The sequence below is a fragment of the Pedococcus sp. genome (genome assembly GCF_036000045.1).
Lineage (GTDB): Bacteria > Actinomycetota > Actinomycetes > Actinomycetales > Dermatophilaceae > Pedococcus.
Map to the genome: position 1 here is coordinate 1 of NZ_DASYGF010000037.1, position 19834 is coordinate 19834.

General features: G+C 71.3%; 19 protein-coding genes. 5 read left to right on the forward strand and 14 right to left on the reverse strand.

Going from position 1 to position 19834, the window contains the following annotated elements; translation table 11 throughout:
• On the forward strand, nt 1-1113 hold a 1113-nt coding region (locus VGN50_RS06640), incomplete at its 5' end, for a glutamate ligase domain-containing protein (protein ID WP_327443923.1).
• A 9-nt stretch (nt 1114-1122) separates the two neighbouring features.
• Here the strand turns inward: VGN50_RS06640 and VGN50_RS06645 are convergent.
• The 3 genes from VGN50_RS06645 to fabG form a co-directional block, all read right to left on the reverse strand.
• Nucleotides 1123-3309 carry a tetratricopeptide repeat protein gene (locus VGN50_RS06645; RefSeq protein WP_327443924.1) on the reverse strand — a complete coding sequence of 729 codons (2187 nt, stop codon included), beginning with the start codon at nt 3307-3309 and terminating at the stop codon, nt 1123-1125.
• Between the two features lie 69 nt (nt 3310-3378).
• Nucleotides 3379-4137, reverse strand: a complete 759-nt coding sequence (gene fabI, locus VGN50_RS06650; RefSeq protein ID WP_327443925.1) for an enoyl-ACP reductase FabI — start codon at nt 4135-4137, stop codon at nt 3379-3381.
• Nucleotides 4138-4178: 41 nt separating this feature from the next.
• Entirely contained in the window at nt 4179-4889 is a 711-nt protein-coding gene (gene fabG / locus VGN50_RS06655) for a 3-oxoacyl-[acyl-carrier-protein] reductase (RefSeq protein WP_327443926.1), read from the reverse strand.
• A 98-nt stretch (nt 4890-4987) separates the two neighbouring features.
• Here fabG and VGN50_RS06660 point away from each other — a divergent pair, with 98 nt between their 5' ends.
• Nucleotides 4988-5311, forward strand: coding sequence for a DUF3099 domain-containing protein (locus tag VGN50_RS06660; RefSeq protein ID WP_327443927.1), 324 nt, complete (start codon nt 4988-4990; stop codon nt 5309-5311).
• On the forward strand, nt 5308-5520 hold the full coding sequence (locus tag VGN50_RS06665; protein WP_327443928.1) for a hypothetical protein: 213 nt from the start codon (nt 5308-5310) through the stop codon (nt 5518-5520). Before VGN50_RS06660 ends, VGN50_RS06665 begins: the two co-directional genes overlap by 4 nt.
• 33 nt (nt 5521-5553) lie before the next feature.
• Here the strand turns inward: VGN50_RS06665 and moaA are convergent, their stop codons facing one another.
• Complete coding sequence (moaA, locus tag VGN50_RS06670) at nt 5554-6600, reverse strand: GTP 3',8-cyclase MoaA (protein ID WP_327443929.1); 1047 nt, start codon at nt 6598-6600, stop codon at nt 5554-5556.
• Between the two features lie 32 nt (nt 6601-6632).
• On the opposite strand from moaA, the gene VGN50_RS06675 reads away from it, so the two are divergent.
• Complete coding sequence (locus VGN50_RS06675; protein WP_327443930.1) at nt 6633-7445, forward strand: SURF1 family protein; 813 nt, start codon at nt 6633-6635, stop codon at nt 7443-7445.
• Between the two features lie 26 nt (nt 7446-7471).
• On the opposite strand, the gene VGN50_RS06680 is transcribed toward VGN50_RS06675, so the two are convergent.
• The 10 genes from VGN50_RS06680 to VGN50_RS06725 all read right to left on the reverse strand — a co-directional run bounded on the left by VGN50_RS06680 (nt 7472) and on the right by VGN50_RS06725 (nt 18794).
• Nucleotides 7472-9343, reverse strand: coding sequence for an ABC transporter ATP-binding protein (locus tag VGN50_RS06680; protein ID WP_327443942.1), 1872 nt, complete (start codon nt 9341-9343; stop codon nt 7472-7474).
• Nucleotides 9344-9366: 23 nt separating this feature from the next.
• Complete coding sequence (locus VGN50_RS06685; protein ID WP_327443931.1) at nt 9367-10188, reverse strand: enoyl-CoA hydratase/isomerase family protein; 822 nt, start codon at nt 10186-10188, stop codon at nt 9367-9369.
• A complete protein-coding gene (locus VGN50_RS06690; protein ID WP_327443933.1) occupies nt 10185-10889 on the reverse strand; it encodes a sirohydrochlorin chelatase in 705 nt (234 codons plus the stop codon). The genes VGN50_RS06685 and VGN50_RS06690 overlap by 4 nt, the downstream gene beginning before the upstream one ends.
• 10 nt (nt 10890-10899) lie before the next feature.
• Entirely contained in the window at nt 10900-12180 is a 1281-nt protein-coding gene (cobA, locus tag VGN50_RS06695) for a uroporphyrinogen-III C-methyltransferase (protein ID WP_327443934.1), read from the reverse strand.
• Nucleotides 12180-13526 (reverse strand): sulfate adenylyltransferase subunit 1, encoded by a 1347-nt coding sequence (locus VGN50_RS06700; RefSeq protein ID WP_327443935.1) that lies wholly within the window; start codon nt 13524-13526, stop codon nt 12180-12182. Before VGN50_RS06700 ends, cobA begins: the two co-directional genes overlap by 1 nt.
• The gene (gene cysD / locus VGN50_RS06705; RefSeq protein ID WP_327443936.1) at nt 13526-14479 is read right to left on the reverse strand and encodes a sulfate adenylyltransferase subunit CysD; all 954 of its coding nucleotides are present in this window, start codon (nt 14477-14479) and stop codon (nt 13526-13528) included. The genes VGN50_RS06700 and cysD overlap by 1 nt, the downstream gene beginning before the upstream one ends.
• Nucleotides 14476-15231: a phosphoadenylyl-sulfate reductase gene (locus VGN50_RS06710; RefSeq protein WP_327443937.1), complete on the reverse strand. Its 756-nt coding sequence runs from the start codon at nt 15229-15231 to the stop codon at nt 14476-14478. The genes cysD and VGN50_RS06710 overlap by 4 nt, the downstream gene beginning before the upstream one ends.
• Nucleotides 15228-15428 carry a hypothetical protein gene (locus tag VGN50_RS06715; RefSeq protein ID WP_327443938.1) on the reverse strand — a complete coding sequence of 67 codons (201 nt, stop codon included), beginning with the start codon at nt 15426-15428 and terminating at the stop codon, nt 15228-15230. The genes VGN50_RS06710 and VGN50_RS06715 overlap by 4 nt, the downstream gene beginning before the upstream one ends.
• Nucleotides 15425-17101: a nitrite/sulfite reductase gene (locus VGN50_RS06720; RefSeq protein ID WP_327443939.1), complete on the reverse strand. Its 1677-nt coding sequence runs from the start codon at nt 17099-17101 to the stop codon at nt 15425-15427. The genes VGN50_RS06715 and VGN50_RS06720 overlap by 4 nt, the downstream gene beginning before the upstream one ends.
• Before the next feature lie 91 nt (nt 17102-17192).
• On the reverse strand, nt 17193-18794 hold the full coding sequence (locus VGN50_RS06725; RefSeq protein WP_327443940.1) for an ABC-F family ATP-binding cassette domain-containing protein: 1602 nt from the start codon (nt 18792-18794) through the stop codon (nt 17193-17195).
• A gap of 130 nt (nt 18795-18924) precedes the next feature.
• Between VGN50_RS06725 and ypfJ the strand changes: the two genes are divergently transcribed.
• Nucleotides 18925-19833, forward strand: a complete 909-nt coding sequence (gene ypfJ / locus VGN50_RS06730; protein WP_327443941.1) for a KPN_02809 family neutral zinc metallopeptidase — start codon at nt 18925-18927, stop codon at nt 19831-19833.
• The last annotated feature ends 1 nt before the right edge of the window (nt 19834 follow it).

Sequence of the window (19834 nt, forward strand, 5' to 3'; positions counted from 1 at the left end):
GTCGTCACCAACGTCGCGCCAGACCACCTGGGAATGAAGGGAATCGACACCCTCGAGCAGCTGGCTGACGTCAAGGCGGTGATCGTCGAGGCCGTGCCGCGTGACGGGTTCGCCGTCCTCAACGCCGACGATCCCCTCGTCCGCAAGATGCGCCGGCGCTGCTCCGGGAGCGTCGTGTGGTTCTCGCTCCAGGCTCCGGGCAGCAGCGTGCGCGACTTCATCGACGACCACTGCAGGCGGGGCGGCCGCGCCGTCGTCCTCGAGCCGACCGACCGTGGCGACATGATCGTCATCAAGCACGGCCGCCGCTCGATGCAGCTGGCGTGGACCCACCTGCTCCCCTCGACGTTCGGCGGCACCGCACAGTTCAACGTGGCCAACGCCATGGCCGCAGCCGGTGCAGCCTTCGCCGCCGGCGCCGGACTGCACGAGATCCGACAGGGCCTGCGCACCTTCACCACGAGCTACTACCTGTCCCCCGGCCGCATGAACCTCGTCAACGTCGGTCACGTCGACGTGTTTGTGGACTACTGCCACAACGCTCCCGGCATGCGGGTGCTCGGTGAGTTCGTGGACCGGTATGCCGCGCAGAAGGCCGGTCAGGTCGAGCTCAGCCGCGTGTCGCGGATCGGCATGATCTCCACGGCCGGCGACCGGCGCGACGACGACATGCGCGAGCTGGGCGCCATCGCGGCCAAGCACTTCGACGTGGTCGTCGTGCGTGAGGACCAGCGGCTGCGTGGACGTCCACGCGGCGAGACGGCCAGCCTCATCGTCGAGGGCGCCCAGGCCGAGATCGGCAAGGAGGGTGCTCGACTGCGTCAGGTCGAGACGGTGCTGTCCGAGGTCGAGGCGGTCCGCCACTGCCTCGCGCGGGCGAATCCGGGTGACATCGTCGTCCTCTGCGTCGACAACCACGCCGAGGTGCTCACCCTGCTCGAGGAGATGACCCACTCCGCCCAGCCTGGAGCGCACTCGGCCAAGGGCATCGGCGACCCCGACCTCGACCCGGTCGAGCTCCTGGTCGAGGCGCAGGTAAACGGCGACGAGGCCGCTGCGACCGAGCCAGTCACCACCGAGCCAGCCACCGAGACGGAGCCTGCGCAGAGCTGAGAAGCCGCTTCAGCGAGCGCGCAGCTCCGCGGCATACGCGTGTAGTGCCTGCCGGTAGCTCTGCGAGTCCTCGTCCCCCGCATGGTGGAGCAGGGCATCGACGAGATCGGCCACGGCCTCGCCGGGCCGCCCGCTGTCGATCGCAGCGAGGGCCCGGAACGCCTCGACGGCAGGGTTGCCGGGGCGCTCCACAGCCAGCTCGGTGAGCAGGGAGTAGGCCAGGTCCGCCTGGCCAACAGCTCGCAGGCTGGATGCCAGCTGGATCCGCGCGCGGTGCCGGTGCGGCTCGCGCAGCCCGGCCGCCAGAGCCTCGCGGTAGAGCGGGATCGCAGTCTCCTCCTGGGAAGCCGCGTCGTACGCGCTGGCCAGCTCATAGACCAACCGAGGGTCGCCGGGCCGATGGGCGCGTAGCCGCGCCGCCGCAGCAGGGCGCGCCTGGGCGTCGGGCATCGCCCACAGCTCGGTGATCTCGGCCTCGAGCTCGTGCTCGCCGCGCGCCGCTACCACCTTGCGGCGGATGTCCTCGGGGCTGTCCACGGTGGCACCCTGCTGCGCCAGCCACGCCGCCACCTGGACGCGCTCGGAGTGGCACATGAGGGCGACGACATCGCCGTCGGCCGCACCAGGCACGAGCGCCTGGAGTCCGGCGAGCTCGGTCTCGAACGAGTCGATGTCAGCCACCCCGGCGCGCGCCAGCCCCACGCGCAGGTGGCTCTCGAGCTCGGCCATGGTGCGCCCGCGTAGGTAGTGCGCCTTGTGGGCGGCCACGACCCGGTCGGCCCGCAGCCCCGCCAGCTCGCCGATGGACTCGAGCAGCTCGTCGGTGCGGTCTCCGGCGACCCCGAGACCCACATGGACCTGACCGCCCGGGGCCTTGAGGCCGTGCGCCACGTCCATCAGCGCCTCGAGGCCGGCCTCGTTGTGCGCAAGGTCCACGATGACGGTGATCCTGGCGCCGTCGCTGCGCGTGAGGGTGTAGGTGTTCATCCGGCCCGGGTTGAGCCGGTCGTCCGGGGCGAACGTCTTCAGGCCCTCCACCACGGCCGCGCGGGGCAGGCCGAGGCCGAGCGCCGCAGCGGCTGCCGCCAGAGCGTTGGCGATGTTGTGCTGGGACAGCCCTGAGAGGGTGGCGGGCACGTCGAGGATGCTGACGAGGCGGTCGGGGTCGTGACCCCCGGCGAGCACGGTGATGTGACCGTCGAGCACCGTGATGGCCCGGCCACCTGCGTCGAGCGCCTCACGGACCGCCGGGGCGTCCGAGCGCAGCGTGAACGCCCAGGGCCGGGCCCGGATGCCGTTCCGCATGGCCCAGACACGCGGGTCCTCGCCGTTGAGCACCACCCAGCCGGTGGGCTTGGTGGCCTTGGTGACGATCGCCTTGACCTCGGCGAGCTGGTCCACGGTGTCGATGCCCTGGAGACCGAGATGGTCGGCGGACACGTTGGTGACGACGCTGACGTCGTTGGTCGCGACACCCATCCCCTTGAGGAGCATCCCGCCACGCGCGGTCTCGAGGATGCCGAGCTGCACGCCGGGGGTCGCCAGCACGGCGCGGGCGCCGGCGGGCCCCGAGTAGTCGCCCGCCTCCACGTTCTCGCCCTGGACGACCACGCCGTCGGTGGACGACCAGGCCGTCCGCAGCCCGGCGGTCATGCCGATGTGACCGAGGAGCCGCGTCGTCGTCGTCTTGCCGTTCGTACCGGTCACCGATGCCACGGGGATGGTGGGCTTGACGACGTGGGGGCGCTCGCCGGGCTCTGTATGGCTGATCGCCTCGGCCTGCTCGGCGACGACATCGCCGCCCTCCAGCCAGGCAGCCAGCACGGGCGCGACAGCATGGCCGAGCGCCTCTCCCCGGGCGCGACGACGCCAGACGAACGCGACGACGACCTGCTCCGTGCCCTGCCCGGCGCGGACCCGCACGCCCAGTCGCGAGGTGCCGCTCGCCTGCGCCAGCGCCCGCACCGCACGGCGCACGAGCCGCATCACGAACCGCTGCCGCTGCTCGGTGCCTGGCGCACCCGGCCGCGAGCTGCGCAGCCCGACCCCCTGCGCGAGCGCCGAGAGCGCAGCGGCCTCGGCGCTCAAGTAGCCCGGCAGCTGCAGGGTGACCTTGATGGCCGGTTTGGCGAAGTAGAGGTTGGGGCCCTCGAGGACCCGGACCTCGCTCACGACGACGGCGGACTCAGGCGTCATGCAGCGGAGCCTAGTGGGGCTGGGGGGACAAACCGGACGGCAGCGCCGCCGCCCCACACCGTGGGGCAGTCACTGCCCCATCGCGTGCACGCCGCCGTCGACGTGGACGATCTCACCGGTGGTGGCCGGGAACCAGTCCGACAGCAGCACCGCGCAGGCCTTGGCCGCAGGCACCGCGTCGTTGACGTCCCAGCCCAGCGGGGCCCGTGTGTTCCAGGTGTCCTCGAAGGTCTGGAAGCCGGGGATCGACTTGGCCGCGGTCGTGCGGATCGGCCCGGCCGCCACGAGGTTGCAGCGGATGCCCTTGGGTCCAAGATCGCGCGCGAGGTAGCGGTTGGTCGACTCGAAGGCGGCCTTGGCGACACCCATCCAGTCGTAGACCGGCCACGCGAACTTCGCGTCGAACGTCAACCCCACGATGCTGCCGCCGTCCCGCATGAGGGGCAGCGTCGCGACGCCCAGGCTCTTGAGCGAGTATGCGGAGGCGTGCATCGCCGTGGACACGTCCTCGAAGGTGCCCTCGAGGAAGTTGAACGCCCCCTGGGGCGCGAAGCCGATCGAGTGCAGCACCCCGTCGAGGCGGTCGACGTGCTCGCCCAGCCGCTCGGCCAGCGAGTCCAGGTGGTCGGCGTCCGTGACGTCGAGCTCCACCACGGGGGGCGTGGTGGGAAGGCGCTTGGCGATCGTCTGGGTGATCTTGAACGTCCGTCCGAACGAGGTCAGCACGACCTCGGCGCCCTGCTCCTGCGCGATCTTCGCGACGTGGAAGGCGATGGAGGAGTCCATCAGGACACCGGTGATCAGGAGCTTCTTGCCCTCGAGCAGCATGTCGGGATCTCTTTCGCTGGGGGTGGGATGGGCGGACGGGCTCAGTGGCCCATGCCGAGGCCGCCGTCGACGGGGATCACGGCGCCGGTGATGTATGCCGCGTCGTCACCGGCGAGGAACCGCACCGCGGCAGCGACCTCCTCGGGCTGGGCGAAGCGGCCCGCGGGAATGGTGGCCTGGTAGGCCTTCTTGCGGTCCTCGGGGAGCTCGGCTGTCATGTCGGTCTCGATGAACCCTGGCGCGACCACGTTGGCGGTGATGCCGCGACCGCCGAGCTCGCGGGAGATCGACCTGGCCAGGCCGATGAGACCTGCCTTGCTCGCGGCGTAGTTGGTCTGGCCCGGCGAGCCGTAGAGGCCCACCACGCTCGAGATGAAGATGATCCGCCCACGCCGCAACCGGATCATGCCCTTGACCGCACGCCGGGCGCATCGGAAGGCGCCGGTGAGGTTCGTGTCGAGCACTGTGTCGAAATCGTCGTCGCTCATGCGCATGAGCAGGGTGTCCTTGGTGACCCCCGCGTTGGCGACGAGCACCTCGACCGGGCCGCCGAGGAGCTGCTCCGCCTCGGCGAACGCGGCGTCCACCGACGCCGAGTCAGTGACATCGCATCGCACGCCCCGCAGGCCCTCGGGGGGCTCGCCGGAGCGGTGCGTGACGACCACCTGGTCCCCCGCCTCTGCCAGCGCCCTCGCGATGCTGAGCCCGATACCGCGGTTGCCTCCGGTGACCAGCACGTTCCGGCCTGCCATCGATGTCCTCCGTGTGCTCGGCGATGCGTTCACCCTCGGCGGCGACCCTATCGACTACCCATGGGTACGCCGCATCCGAAGCGGCCTATCGTGGACACATGAACCGACCGCACCGCAGCCATCAGCCAGGCCCGCCGGTGCAGTCGGTGACGTCAGTGCCGCAGTCCCTGGCAGAGGAGCAGGCGAGCCGGATCCGGCGCTACCTGCTCACGATGGCAGTGCGGACCGTCTGCTTCGTCGGGGCCGCCGTCACCGGCATGCGCGGAGCACCCGCGTGGGTCTGGGGCAGCATGGCGATCGCCGCGATCGTCCTGCCCTACATCGCCGTCGTCATGGCGAACGCGGTGCGCAGCCGACCGACGCAGGGCTCCGGCCCGGTTGCGCCCTCCTCTGACGACCGGCCCGAGCAGATCCAGCCGTGAGCGTCCCGCTCGTGTGCAGCGCCAAGGGCTGCCGTGCGCCTGCCGCCTGGGCCCACCTGTGGAACAACCCCACGCTGCATACGGCCGATCGGCGGAAGGTGTGGCTCGCATGTGCCGACCACCGCGCGAGCCTGGGCGAGTTCCTGTCGGTCCGGGGCTTTCTCGTCGACACAGTGCCCTCGGACCAGATCCCCGCCGACGCCGGCTGAGGGGCGCTGGGCGGCCCGCCCCGTCGCTGGCGCTCAGCCGCCGATGGCGGACATCGGGCGGTCAGGCTGCACGAAGTCGGCGGTGCCGATGCCATGACCGCGCGCCTTGCGCCACATCTCGCCGCGGATGACGTCGGCCAGCTCGGCATCGCTCGCGCCCGCACGCAGGGGGCCCCGCAGGTCGGTCTCGGCCCGCGAGAACAGACAGTTGCGCACCTGGCCGTCGGCGGTGAGCCGGGTCCGGTCACAGGCTGCGCAGAACGGCGCGGACACACTGGCGATGATGCCGACCGTGTGCGGTCCGCCGTCGACGAGGAAGCGCTCCGCCGGCGCACTCCCACGGTCGGCCTCCGGCAGCGGCGTGAGGGTGAACCGCTCGGCCAGCAGGGTGCGCACCTCGTGCGCGGCGATCATGGTCGACGCGTCCCACCCGTGCTGGGCGTCCAACGGCATCTGCTCGATGAAGCGCAGCTCGAAGCCGCGGTCCAGGCACCACCGCAGCAGGTCGGCCACGGAGTGGTCGTTGATGCCGCGCATGGCGACCGCGTTGACCTTCACGGGTGTCAGCCCCGCGGCGGCCGCGGCGGCGAGACCAGCCTCCACGTCGGCCAGCCGGTCGCGCCGGGTGAGGTCGGCGAACTCGCGGGGGTCGACGGTGTCAAGGCTGACGTTGACCCGGTCCAGCCCTGCGTCGGCCAGCGGCTGCGCGAGCCGGTCGAGACCCACGCCGTTGGTCGTCATCGCGATCCGGGGCCGGGGCTCGAGCGCGGCGATCCGCCGGACCACCTCCACCAGCGAACGCCGTAGCAGCGGCTCCCCACCGGTGAGCCGGACCTGGCGGACCCCGAGGCCGACGAAGACCGCCACGATGCGCACCAGCTCGTCGTCGGTGAGCATCTCGGGCTTGGCCAGCCAGGGCAGTCCCTCGGCGGGCATGCAGTAGCGGCAGCGCAGGTTGCAGCGGTCGGTGACTGACACGCGCAGGTCCTGGGCGACGCGGCCGAACTGGTCAGGCAGGCCAGGCAGACCCTCAGGCGCGCCGGACGTGGCGCGCACAGCGGGGAAGGGGAGCCCGGTCATGAGACCCAGCCTAAGCCGGGTACCGTGATGCGGTGTTCAGGGTGCTCATCTCGCGGCGATGGCTCGGCGCCATGGCTGTGGCCCTGGCGTTCGGCATCGCGGCCTATTTCCTCGGCCAGTGGCAGTGGCACCGCTACGAGGCCAAGGCCGCCAATGCGGACCGGATCAACTCGCACTACAACGCAACTCCCCGCCCGGTGACGCAGGTGCTCAGTCCGGCGCCCCTGTCGCTCACGCAGGAGTGGACCCGGGTGACCATGCACGGCCACTACGACGTCCAGGACACGATGGTTGTGCGCAACCGTCCCCATAACGGCGTCTACGGCTACGAGGTCGTGGTCCCCTTCACCGACGACAGCGGCTCGTCGGTGCTCGTCGACCGCGGCTGGGTGGTCAACGCCCAGAACGCCGCCACGCTCCCCGACTTCCCGTCCGCACCGGCCCAGCCAGTGACCGTGACGGGCTGGGTCCGGCCCACCGAGCCGTCCCTGGGCCACACCCTCCCGGCCGGTCAGCTCGCGAGCATCAACCTCACTGAGGCGAGCCGGGCCAGCGGCCTTCCGCTGCTCGGTGGCTACGTGGTCCTCCAGGTCGAGCGACTACCCGACGGCACGGCTCCCAAGCGGCCCACCCCTCTCGACCCCCCGGACACCGACCTGGGGCCCCACCAGGCGTATGCGTTCCAGTGGTGGGCGGCCATGCTGGCCGGCGTCGTGCTGGTGCTGTTCGGCGCCCGCCGGGAGCACCTCGAGACCATGCACGGTGGCGGGACCACTGGCGGCACAGGCGTCGAGACTCCTCGCCGTCCGGTCAAAGTGCGGATCTGGGACGAAGAAGACGCGTAGGGCGACGAGCACGACAGGGCCGCGGCTCAGGCGGGGACGTCGGACTCCTGGTCCGCGAACTGCGTCGTGTACAGGTCGGCATACAGCCCACCGCGCGCCATGAGCTCATGGTGCGTCCCACGCTCGATGATGCGACCGTCGTCGACGACGAGGATCTGGTCCGCGCCGCGCACGGTCGACAGCCGGTGCGCGATGACCAGGGCCGTCCGGCCCGTCAGCGCCCGGTCGAGCGCGTGCTGCACTGCCGCCTCGGACTCGCTGTCGAGGTGAGCCGTGGCCTCGTCGAGGACGAGCAGACCGGGACCCTTGAGCAGCAGCCGCGCCAGGGCGAGCCGCTGCTTCTCGCCACCGGAGAGCCGGTGCCCGCGGTCACCGACCACGGTGTCGAGTCCCTCGGGCAGCGAGCCGACGAGCGACCACACCTGCGCGGCCTTGAGCGCATCGACCATCTGGGCCTCCGTCGCCGAGGGAGCGGCATAGGCGAGGTTGGCCCGGATCGTGTCGTGGAACAGGTGGGCCTCCTGGGTGACGACGCCCACCGTGCGATGCACCGACTCCAGCGTGGCGTCTCGCAGGTCCATACCGTTGATCCGTACGGCTCCCGCAGACGGGTCGTACAGCCGGGCCACGAGGTTGGTGATGGTCGTCTTCCCCGCACCGCTGGGGCCGACCAGCGCCACGAGCTCTCCTGGCCGGACGGTGAAGGAGATATCGCGCAGCACGACGCCCCCGCCCTTGCGGTCGCCCGCAGCGGTGCTCTCCAGCGAGGCCAGTGACACCTCGTCGGCTGAGGGGTAGCGGAACGCGACCGCGTCGACCTCGACGCCGACCGGGCCGCCCGGCAGCGGCGCGGCATCGGCCCGCTCGGTGATGAGGGGCTCGAGGTCGAGCACCTCGAAGACGCGCTCGAACGACACCAGCGCCGTCATCACGTCGACTCGCACGTTAGAGAGCGACGTGAGCGGGCCGTAAAGCCGGGCCAGCAGGGCGGTCAGGGCCAGCAGCGTGCCGACGGTCAGCTGCCCACCTACGGCCATCAGGCCGCCGAACCCGTAGACCATGGCGGTCGCGAGCGAGGCCACCAGGGTGAGCGCGACGAAGAAGACGCCACGGTTCAGGGCGATGCGCACGCCCATGTCGCGGACGCCGGCCGCGCGGACGGCATACTCCTCGTCCTCGCGGCGCGCGTCGCCGAACACCTTGACCAGCAAGGCTCCCGCCACGTTGAAGCGTTCGGTCATGCGCGTGCCCATGTCGGCGTTGAGCCCCATCTGTGCGTGCGTCAGACCGGCCAGGCGGCGACCCATGTAGCGCGCGGGGATGAGGAAGAAGGGCACGAGGGCGAGCGAGGCGAGGGTGAGCTGCCAGGAGAGGGAGGCCATGGTGGCGATGATCAGCGCCAGGGAGACCACGTTGCTCACGACGCTGGACAGCACCGAGGTGAAGGCCTGCTGGGCGCCGAGCACGTCGCTGTTGAGGCGGCTGACCAACGCGCCGGTCTGGGCGCGGGTGAAGAAGGCGATGGGCTGCTTCAGGACGTGGGAGAACACCTCGGTGCGCAGGGCGTAGATCAGGCCCTCGCCGATCCGTGCGGAGTACCAGCGCTCGACCAGGCTCAGCACGCCGTCGCCGATGGCCAGTGCCGCGACGATGAGCGACAGCTCGACGACCACGCCCCGGTCGCGCGGGGTGATGCCGCGGTCGATGAGCTCCTTGAGCAACAGCGGCGTGGCGACGACGAGCGCCGAGTCGATGACGACCAGCACGACGAACAGCAGGATCTCGCGACGGAACGGCTTGCCGTATGCCGCCACGCGCCGCGCCGTGCCCGGCGCGAGCTTGCGGTCCTTGACGGAGTCGTCTCGGGTGAGCGACCGCATCGCCATCCAGCCGGACATGCTCACAGGTGGTCCTCCTCGGTTCAGGCGGTGGAACGCCCTGGACCACCGGCGGCATTCCCCAGGCCCTGCGCGAGGTCGTGCAGCAGGCGCGCCTGGGCCTCCCGCTCGAACCGCACCTGGGTGGTCCGGTTCTCGGTGGCCGCCGAGCGGACCAGGGGCTTGAGGGCTCGCAACGCCGCTTCGGGTGTGCTGAGCAGGGCCGCCACGAGGTCGGCCACGGTGGCGTCGAGCTCCGCCCTCGGAACGGCGACGTTGGCCAGCCCCGTGTTCACCGCCTCGATCGCGCCCACGGCCCGGCCGGTCGCGCAGATCTCGAGCGCGCGAGCCGGTCCCACGGCCGCGACGAGAGGCGACAGGCCGGCCAGGTCGGGCACGAGGCCGAGTGAGGTCTCGCGCATGGCGAGCTGGACGTCGTCGGCGACCACCCGCAGGTCGGCTGCGAGAGCGAGCTGGAACCCGGCTCCCACGGCATGCCCCTGCACCGCTGCGACCACCACTGCCGGGACGTCGGCCCAGCGGGTGAACCCGTGCTGGAAGCCCTCGATCAGGTCCTCGGTCTCGGTCGTGCTGCGAGCGGCGACCTCGAGCATGGACGGCTCCCCCTCCACGGGAGCGGGCGAGAGCATCTGCCGGTCCAGCCCCGCCGAGAACGACGGCCCCTCCGCACGCAGGACGACCACCCGGACGGCTGGGTCGAGACTGGCTGCGAGGTCGCCCAGTGCGGTCCACAGACTCGGCGTCTGCGCGTTCCGGCGCTCGGCATGGTCGAGGGTCACCGTCAGCAGTGCGCCGTCGCGCTCGACCCTCAGGTGGGGGTGGGGACGGGTGGGGGTGGGCGTCACACAGTGAGGCTATCGGCCCGCTCGAGGACGAGCTCGGCCACGGCCCTCGTGCGGGCCAGGGCACCGTGCACCATCGTGACACCGTGCCGTCCGCAGGCCTGGGCCATGCGGTCGCGCAGGACGCCCTCGGCCACCATGAAGGAGACCGCCACGGTGCGCTCCACCTCGTCCGGCAGCCCGCGCAGCACGTCGTCGAGCGAGGAGCCGCCGTCCAGGGCGGCGACCGCCCACGGTCCCCAGCCCCGGCGCGGCGATGCGGCGATGGTCTCGGCCACCGTGAGGACGGCGGCACTGTCGCTGGAGCCGGCGGCATACAGGATGACTGCCGTCGTCGGGGAAGCCCTCACGCCCTCGGCGGCGAGCAGCTCCTCGGCCGCGTCGAGGAGCAGGCTGTGCGGGCCGAGCGGCGCCGCCAGGTCGATGCGCAGGCCGGACCCCCGGCTGAGCTCGGCGACCGCGGAGGGCACGTCGACCTTGGCGTGGAAGGCGGGGGTGAGGAGCACGGGCACGACCACGGTCGGCCCCGCGAGGACGGTGGCGGCGTCGCTGGGGCTGGGCGGGTGATGGTCGAGGTATGCCGTGTGCACGGCGCGCCCTGGGGTCCGCGCCCGCACGTGGGCGGCGAGCTCCTCCACGCCGGCAGCGTGCCGGGGGTCGGGCGACCCGTGGGCCAGCAGCAGGATGTCTCGGCGTGGGGTCACGCGGGCGACGCTACTCCCCCGCGAGGTCGCCGAGAACGGCACGAAGGGAGACGACCTCACCGACGACGACCACGGCGGGGGCGGTGACACCGGCCGCCGCGGCGTCCGCAGCCGCGTGGCCCAGAGTGGTGGTCGTGGTGCGCTGGTCCGGCGTCCAGCCGCGCTCGATGAGGGCAACTGGGGTGTCAGCTGGACGACCAGCACGGACCAGCGCCGCGGCTGTCTCGCCCAACCGGGTGACGCCCATGAGCAGGACCAGAGTCGCGTCAGGGGCGGCGTCGGTGGCCGCGCGCACGACGTGGTCCGCGCCCTCGTGCGCGGAGGCGACCACGAACGAGGCGGTGATGCCACGGTGGGTGACGGGGATGCCTGCCGCGGCCGGCACCGAGACGGCTGAGGTGACGCCGGGGACGACCTCCACCGGTATGCCGTGCTCGGCGCAGTACAGGGCCTCCTCGCCGCCGCGGCCGAGAACGAAGGGGTCGCCCCCCTTGAGCCGGACGACGTGCTTGCCCAGTCGGGCGTGGTGGACCAGCAGCTCGTTGATGCGGTCCTGGCTGACCGGGTGATGACCAGGGGTCTTGCCGACGTCGACGACCTCGACGTCAGTGGACAGGGCCTTCAACAGGCCACGGGGACCAAGGCGGTCGGTGACGACGACATCGGCGGCCGCGAGCAGGGCCCGGCCACGCACCGTGACCAGGTCGTCTGCACCAGGACCCCCGCCCACGAGTGCGACCCTGCCCACGGTGGGCTCGGCCGAGTGCTGGGGGGTCTTGCCCAACGTCCGCACGCGCCGCACGGGTAGCGTGCCGCTGTCGAGAGCGGCGTGCACGGCATCGCGCACCGCCGCGGCCCGTCGCGGGTCACCCCCTCCGGAGACCGCCACGGTCAGGCCCTCGGCAGGACCTCCCGAGGCGCCCCGGGCGACGGCGGGTGTCCACGCGCTGGAGGCGGCGCCGTTGTCGGCCCGGACGCACCAGATGCGCGCGGCCTCTGCCTCTCGGGCCACCTGCGCGTCCACGTCGGGCGAGCCGGTCGCCGTGTGGACCAGCCACGCGGCCCGCGGCTCGATGAGGTCGCCAGCGACGTAGTCCCTGTCGTACCAACGGATGTCGCCCGCCTGCACACTCGCCAGCAGGTCCTCGCAGAGCCAGGGCGCGATGACGTCGACCACTCCCCCGGCTGCCACCACTCCCGCCGCTCGACGCGCGGCGACCGGTCCCCCACCCACCACCACGACGCGTCGACCCGTGAGGTCGAGCGTCAGGGGGTACGAAGGGTGCTGCATCAGATGCCTTCGCCCGCGCTGCGGTCCGGAGCGTCCGCCATGCCCGCGGCCAGCGTCGCCCCGTCGCTCTCGTCGATCAGCAGGAAAGCGCCGGTACGCCGGAGGGTGCGATAGTCGTCGATGGCGATGTCCTCGGCAAGCCGGATGCGCACACGGCCGATCGCGTTGAGGGACAGGCCATCTGGGGCCGTCCGGTGCTCCATGGTCTCGATGTCGAGCTGGTCGACGATGTCGTCCACCAGCGCCCGGACGGTTCGAGTCCCCACGCGCAGGAGGACCCGGTCGCGCTGCCGCAGCGGCCGGTCGGACAGGACCGCCACCGTGCCGGCCAGCGACCGGGTCAGCAGACCCGGCTCCTGCGCGGACGCGATGAGGTCGCCGCGGGACACGTCGAGGTCGTCGGAGAGGCGCAGGACCACGGACTGGGGTGCGTACGCGACATCGAGGGACTCGATCGAGCCGTCTGCCCGGGCGCGGTCGATGCCTGCCACCGTCGTGGTCCGGCCGCTGGGCAGCACCATGACCTCGTCGCCGGGGCGGACGACGCCGGAGGCGAGCCGACCGGCATACCCGCGGTAGTCCCGGTGCTCGGCACTCTGGGGACGGATGACGTACTGCACCGGCACGCGTAGCGGCTGGATGGACGGGTCGGTGCCCACCGGCACCGACTCGAGGTGCTCCAGCAGGGTCGGACCGGTATACCAGCTCGCCCGCTCGGAGCGGTCGACCACGTTGTCCCCGAAGAGCGCAGAGACGGGAACGGCCACCACGTCTACGATGCCGAACCGCGTTGCGTGGTGGGTGAACTCGGCCACGATCTCGTCGAAGCGCGCCTGGTCCCAGCCGACGAGGTCCATCTTGTTGACGGCCACCGCCACGTGACGGACACCGAGCAGACCGGTCACCGCGAGGTGGCGCCGGGTCTGCTCGACGACCCCGTGCCGGGCGTCGATGAGGATGAGCGCCAGCTCTGCCGTCGAGGCACCGGTCACCATGTTTCGGGTGTACTGGACGTGCCCGGGGGTGTCGGCCAGGACATAGGAGCGGGTGGCCGTCGAGAAGTACCGGTAGGCGACGTCGATGGTGATGCCCTGCTCGCGCTCGGCACGCAGCCCGTCGGTCAGGAGCGCGAGGTCGGCGGCGTCGAGGCCGCGCTCACGGCTGACGCGCTCGACCGCGTCGAGCTGGTCTGCGAGGACGGACTTGGTGTCATAGAGGAGCCGGCCCACGAGGGTGGACTTGCCGTCGTCCACGGAGCCCGCCGTCGCCAGACGCAGCAGGTCGTGACGGCGCGTGGTCGTTGCCGTGGTCGTGGCCGTGGCCGTCGTTGTCGTGGTCGTCGTCATCAGAAGTACCCCTGCTTCTTACGGTCCTCCATGGCGGCCTCGGACATCCGGTCGTCGGCGCGGGTGGCACCACGTTCGGTGAGCCGTGAGGCGGCGAGCTCGAGGATGACGCCCGCCACGTCCGAGGCGGACGAGTCGACCGCGCCGGTGCAGCTCATGTCCCCGACCGTGCGGTAGCGGACGACGCGGCGCTGCACCTGCTCGGTCTCCTTGGGGCCACCCCACTCACCGGGCGAGAGCCACATGCCGTCGCGCTGGAACACCTCGCGCTCGTGGGCGTAGTACAGCTCGGGCAGCGCGATCCGCTCCCGCTCGATGTACCGCCATACGTCGAGCTCGGTCCAGTTCGACAGGGGGAACACGCGCACATGCTCACCCGGAGCGTGCTTGCCGTTGTAGAGGTCCCACAGCTCGGGCCGCTGCCGGCGCGGGTCCCAGGCGCCGAAGGAGTCACGCAGGCTGAACACGCGCTCCTTGGCGCGGGCCTTCTCCTCGTCGCGTCGCCCGCCGCCGAACACGGCGTCGAACCTGCCGGCCTCGATCGCGTCGAGCAACGGCACCGTCTGCAGGGGGTTGCGCGTGCCGTCGGGACGCTCGCGCAGCCGGCCGTCGTCGATGTAGTCCTGGACGTGGGCCACGACGAGTCGGGCGCCGAGCCGGGCGACGGTCTCGTCGCGGTACTGCAGGACCTCGGGGAAGTTGTGTCCGGTGTCGACGTGCAGGAGCGTGAAGGGCAGGGCCGCGGGCGCGAACGCCTTGAGCGCCAGGTGAACCATCACCACGGAGTCCTTGCCACCGGAGAAGAGGACCACCGGTCGCTCGAACTCCCCTGCCACCTCGCGGAAGATGTGGATCGCCTCGGACTCGAGGTGGTCGAGGTGGTCGAGGGTGTACTGCGCAGGCAGGGCGCCGGGGAGGTCGTGAACCTCGTCGGTCTCGTGGGTCGTCGTCATGTGTGCAGCCCGCATTCGGTCTTGTCCTTGCCGGCCCAGCGGCCTGCCCTGGCGTCCTCGCCCTCGGCGACGGGTCGCGTGCACGGGGCGCAGCCGATCGAGGCGTAGCCCTCCTGACGCAGGGGGTTGAGGAACACCTGCTGCTCCTCGACATAGCGGTCCACGTCGTCGTCGGTCCACGCGGCGATGGGGTTGAGCTTGACCATCTGCCGCTTCTCGTCCCAGCCGACCAGACCGACGTCGGTGCGGGTGGGGGCGTCAGCGCGGCGCATGCCGGTCACCCACGCCTGGTGCGTCGACAGCGCACGGGTGAGCGGCTCGACCTTGCGCATCGCACAGCAGGAGTCCGGGCTCCGGTCATGTAGCTTCGGGCCGTACTCAGCGTCCTGCTGGGCCACCGTGAGCAGCGGCAGGATCGTGCGGATCCTCAACGGCAGCATGGCCTGGTAGGCATCACGCGTGCCCAGCGTCTCAGCGAAGTGGTAACCGGTGTCGAGGAAGAACACGTCGGCGCCGGGGATGGTCGTGCCGACCAGGTGCACCAGCACCTCGTCACCCATCGAGGAGGCGACTGTGAGGTGCTCGCCGAACGCCTCCGCGGCCCAGGTGAGCGTCTGACGCGCGACCTCGACCCGTCCCTCGTATGCCGCGTTGGCCGGGTCCGCCTCCAGCGCGGCGAAACGCCCGGCCGCCTCGGCCGCGAGGGCGCGCAGGTCCTCGACGGACCTCGTGTCCGTGGTCGTGGTGGTCATGGCCGGCTCTCCTGCTGGAGTGCTTCCGCTTCGGCGATGCGGCCCGGGATGCGAGTCGTGTCGACCCGCGCGAGCTGGACGCTGAACACGCGGGCGCACGCACCGCACCGCCAGGCTCCCTGCGGCTCCTCGACGGGCCTCAGGTCCTCCTCGGCGCAGAACGGGCAGTAGTAGATCGGCGTGGCTTCGCGGCTCATCGCAGGTCGTCCTCCTCTGCCCGGTGAGCCCAGTGGGCGAACGACTCCTCGCCCTCACGCTGCTCGAGGAACCGGCCGGCCAGCCGCTCGACATAGTCCGGCAGCTCCTCGGCGCGGACCTTCAGGGCCCGGGTCTTGCGGGCGAGCTGCGGCTCGGTGCCGAGCCCACCACCGAGGTGCACCTGGAAGGTCTCGACGAGGTTGCCGTCGTCGTCGGTCTGGACCATGCCCTTGAGACCGATGTCGGCGACCTGGGTGCGCGCACAGGAGTTGGGGCAGCCGTTGATGTGGATCGAGAACGGCACGTCGAAGTCCGGGAGCCGCCGCTCCATCTCGGCGATGACCGTCGCGGCGCGCGCCTTGGTCTCGACCAGCGCCAGCTTGCAGAACTCGATGCCGGTGCAGGCCATCAGGCTGCGGCGCCACTCGCTGGGGGCGGAGGGCAGGCCGACCTCGTCGAGGGCGGCCGTCAGGGCGGCGACCTCCCGCTGGGGCACGTCGAGGACGAGCAGCTTCTGGTGGGCGGTCAGGCGCACCCGGCCGGAGCCGTGCCGAGCGGCCAGCTCGGCCACGGCATACAGGGTGGAGCCGCTGACGCGACCGGCCACGGGCGCGACGCCGACCCAGAACCTGCCGTCCTTCTGGGGGTGCACGCCGACGTGGTCACGGCGGTGCTCGGAGGGCGCCTGCGGTGCTGGACCGTCGAGCAGGGGGTGCCCGAGGTACTCGGTCTCGAGGATCTCGCGGAACCGCTCGGGGCCCCAGTCGGCCATGAGGAACTTCAGGCGCGCCCGGTTTCGCAGGCGCCGGTAGCCGTAGTCGCGGAAGATCGACGCGACGCCCTTCCAGACGTCGGGGACCTCCGCGAGGGGCACCCAGGCGCCGAGGCGCTGCGCGAAGATCGGGTTGGTCGACAGGCCGCCGCCGACCCACACGTCGAAGCCCGGGCCGTGCTCAGGGTGGTCGACGCCCACGAACGAGATGTCATTGACCTCGTGCGCGACGTCGAGGCTCGGGCTGCCCGAGATCGCGGTCTTGAACTTGCGTGGCAGGTTGGAGAACTCGGGACTGCCGATGTAGCGGTCACGGATCTCGCGCACGGCCCAGCTGCCGTCGAGCACCTCGTCGGCCGCGATGCCCGCGACCGGTGAGCCGAGGATGACGCGGGGCGTGTCGCCACAGGCCTCGGAGGTCGTCAGTCCGACGGACTCGAGACGGCGCCAGATCTCGGGGACGTCCTCGACCCGGATCCAGTGCAGCTGGATGTTCTGCCGGTCGGTGACGTCGGCGGTGTCGCGGGCGAACTCCTGGCTGATCTGCGCCACGGTGCGCAGCTGGCCGGCGTCGAGGGCGCCACCGTCGCTGCGGACTCGGAGCATGAAGTACTCGGCGTCGAGCTCGCTCGGGTCGAGGGTCGCGGTCTTGCCGCCGTCGATGCCGGGCTTGCGCTGGGTGTAGAGACCCCACCAGCGCATCCGCCCGCGCAGGTCCTCACCCGGGATGCTCGCGAAGCCCTCCCGGGCGTAGATCTCCTCGATCCGGGCGCGCACGTTGAGGCCGTCGTCGGCCTGCTTGAACTCCTCGTTGGGGTTCAGCGGCGTGCGGTCGCCGTCGGCCCAGGCGCCGGTCGCCTTGCCGGCCTGCCGCTGGGGTCGCGTGGGGGTCTGGGTCACCGCCCCATTGTGCCAAAACGGTTATGGATTGCATAACCGTCCATTATTCGACCCCAATGCCCCCTACTTCAGTGGGCGATCGAGGGCCCGACTAGGCGAGGGAGATGAGGTCGAGGTAGTCCTGGCCCCACAGGTCCTCGACGCCGTCGGGCAGCAGGAGGATGCGCTCGGGCTCCAGCGCCTCGACGGCACCCTCGTCGTGGGTGACGAGGACGACCGCGCCCTTGTAGGTGCGCAGGGCCCCGAGGATCTCCTCGCGCGAAGCGGGGTCGAGGTTGTTCGTCGGCTCGTCGAGCAGCAGCACGTTGGCCGAGGAGACCACGAGCATCGCCAGCGACAGCCGGGTCTTCTCGCCACCGGACAGGACGCCGGCCGGCTTGTCGACGTCGTCCCCGCTGAACAGGAACGATCCGAGCACCTTGCGCACTTCGGTCTCCCCGAACGAGTCGGGGGCGGCGGACTTCATGTTCGCCAGCACCGACCGGTCGACGTCGATGTTCTCGTGCTCCTGGGCGTAGTAGCCGAGCTTGAGCCCGTGCCCCGGCTCGACCTGCCCGGTGTCAGGCGTGTCCACGCCCGCCAGCATGCGCAGCAACGTCGTCTTGCCGGCGCCGTTGAGCCCCAGCACCACGACACGCGAGCCGCGGTCGATGGCCAGGTCGACATCGGTGAAGACCTCCTGGCTGCCGTAGGACCGGGACAGCCCCGAGGCCCGCAGCGGCGTGCGACCGCACGGCGCCGGCTCGGGGAAGCGCAGCTTGGCGACCTTGTCGCTGGTCCGCTCCCCCTCGACGCCGGCCAGCATCCGCTCGGCGCGCTTGATCATGTTCTGGGCCGCCGTGGCCTTGGTCGCCTTGGCGCGCATCTTCTCGGCCTGCTCCATCAGGGCGCTGGCCTTCTTCGTGGCGTTGGCGTACTCACGCTTGCGACGACGCTCGTCGGTCTCACGCTGGAGGAGATAGGGCTTCCAGCCGACGTTGTAGAGGTCGAGCTCGCCACGGTTGGCGTCGAGGTGGAACACGCGGTTGACCACCGCGTCGAGCAGCTCGACGTCGTGGCTGATGACGACCAGGCCGCCCTGGTAGCCCTTGAGGTAGTCGCGCAGCCAGGCGATCGAGTCCGCGTCGAGGTGGTTGGTCGGCTCGTCGAGGAGCAGGGTCTCAGCGCCGGAGAACAGGATCCGCGACAGCTCCACCCGGCGCCGCTGGCCGCCCGAGAGCGTGGACAGCGGCTGGCCGAGGATGCGCTCCTCGAGCGCCAGGGCACTGGCGATGGACGCCGCCTCGGACTCCGCGGCATACCCGCCCTGGGTGGTGAACTCGCCCTCCAGCCGGGCGTAGCGACGCATGGCCTTCTCGCGGGTCTCGTCGTCGGTGCTGGCCATCGCACCCTCGGCCTCGCGCATCTGGCTGATGATCCGGTCGAGCCCGCGGGCCGAGAGAATGCGGTCGCGGGCCAGGACGTGGAGGTCACCGGTGCGCGGGTCCTGCGGCAGGTAGCCCACCTCGCCGCTGCTCGTGACGCTGCCTGCCGCCGGCTGGCCCTGACCGGCGAGCACCTTGGTCAGCGTCGTCTTGCCGGCGCCGTTGCGCCCGACGAGACCGACGCGGTCCCCCGCCGCGATCCGGAACGTCGCGCCGTCGAGGAGCAGTCGCGACCCAGCACGCAGCTCGATCCCACTGGCGGCAATCACGACAGAACTCCAGACATCGACAGGGGGGCACGCTCCGGCGAACTGCAGGTGCGCCGCGCAAGGGTTGCTGCGCCTAGTCTAACGGCAGGGACGACTCGGGCTGGCAGGCCCATCGGACGGCGGAGACGAGATGACTTTCAACGACAACGCCCAGCTCGACACGTCGCAGGTGCAGTCCGGCGGGGGCGGCGGCGCACCCGGTGGCCTCATGGTGGGCGGGGGCGTCGGCGGCCTCATCATCCTGATCATCGCGGTCATCTTCGGGCTCAACCCGGGCCAGACGTCCACCGACCCAGGGGCGCTGAGCCAGGGGCAGGTGCAGCCCGGGGGCAGCCAGGACCCCAATGCGTTCACGCAGTGCCGCACCGGGGCCGACGCCAACCGCAGCGACACCTGCCGGGTCATCGGCACGGTCAACTCGGTCAACGCCTTCTGGGCGTCCGAGCTCCCGCGCTACGGCCGCACCTACACCCCAGCGACGACGGTCCTCTACAACGGCACGACCCAGTCCGGCTGCGGCACGGCCTCGAACCAGGTCGGCCCGTTCTACTGCCCGCTGGACAAGCAGGTCTACATCGACGCCAGCTTCTTCCAGGTCCTCTCGACCCAGTACGGCTCCAGCAGCGGTCCCCTCGCTCAGGAGTACGTCGTGGCCCACGAGTACGGCCACCACGTCCAGGACCTCCTCGGGCTGCTCGGCAAGGCCCAGCAGGACCCGCAGGGCGCCCAGAGTGGGAGTGTGCGCACCGAGCTGATGGCGGACTGCCTGGCGGGCGTGTGGGCCAACCACGCGGCCACCACCAAGGACAAGGAGGGCACCACGCTGCTCAAGCCGCTCACCTCGGCCGACATCAAGGACGCCCTCTCGGCTGCCTCGTCGGTGGGCGACGACCGCATCCAGCAGAAGGCCCAGGGCCAGGTGTCCCCCGAGACGTGGACGCACGGCTCGGCAGCGGCCCGTCAGAAGTGGTTCACCACGGGCTACCAGTCGGGCGACCTCAACCGGTGCGACACCTTCAGCGTCGCCAACGTCGAGTGAG

What these genes read in the sequence shown, in the direction of transcription:
- cobA (WP_327443934.1), bottom strand. Translation starts at nt 12,180, where the DNA reads ATGCAGCACCCTTCGTACCCCCTGACGCTCGACCTCACGGGTCGACGC.
- cysD (WP_327443936.1), bottom strand. Translation starts at nt 14,479, where the DNA reads ATGACGACGACCCACGAGACCGACGAGGTTCACGACCTCCCCGGCGCC.
- ypfJ (WP_327443941.1), top strand. Translation starts at nt 18,925, where the DNA reads ATGACTTTCAACGACAACGCCCAGCTCGACACGTCGCAGGTGCAGTCC.
- fabI (WP_327443925.1), bottom strand. Translation starts at nt 4,137, where the DNA reads ATGCTGCTCGAGGGCAAGAAGCTCCTGATCACCGGTGTCCTGATGGAC.
- VGN50_RS06710 (WP_327443937.1), bottom strand. Translation starts at nt 15,231, where the DNA reads ATGACCACCACGACCACGGACACGAGGTCCGTCGAGGACCTGCGCGCC.
- VGN50_RS06660 (WP_327443927.1), top strand. Translation starts at nt 4,988, where the DNA reads ATGAACCGACCGCACCGCAGCCATCAGCCAGGCCCGCCGGTGCAGTCG.
- VGN50_RS06680 (WP_327443942.1), bottom strand. Translation starts at nt 9,343, where the DNA reads ATGTCCGGCTGGATGGCGATGCGGTCGCTCACCCGAGACGACTCCGTC.
- fabG (WP_327443926.1), bottom strand. Translation starts at nt 4,889, where the DNA reads ATGGCAGGCCGGAACGTGCTGGTCACCGGAGGCAACCGCGGTATCGGG.
- VGN50_RS06700 (WP_327443935.1), bottom strand. Translation starts at nt 13,526, where the DNA reads ATGACGACGACCACGACAACGACGGCCACGGCCACGACCACGGCAACG.
- moaA (WP_327443929.1), bottom strand. Translation starts at nt 6,600, where the DNA reads ATGACCGGGCTCCCCTTCCCCGCTGTGCGCGCCACGTCCGGCGCGCCT.
- VGN50_RS06645 (WP_327443924.1), bottom strand. Translation starts at nt 3,309, where the DNA reads ATGACGCCTGAGTCCGCCGTCGTCGTGAGCGAGGTCCGGGTCCTCGAG.
- VGN50_RS06715 (WP_327443938.1), bottom strand. Translation starts at nt 15,428, where the DNA reads ATGAGCCGCGAAGCCACGCCGATCTACTACTGCCCGTTCTGCGCCGAG.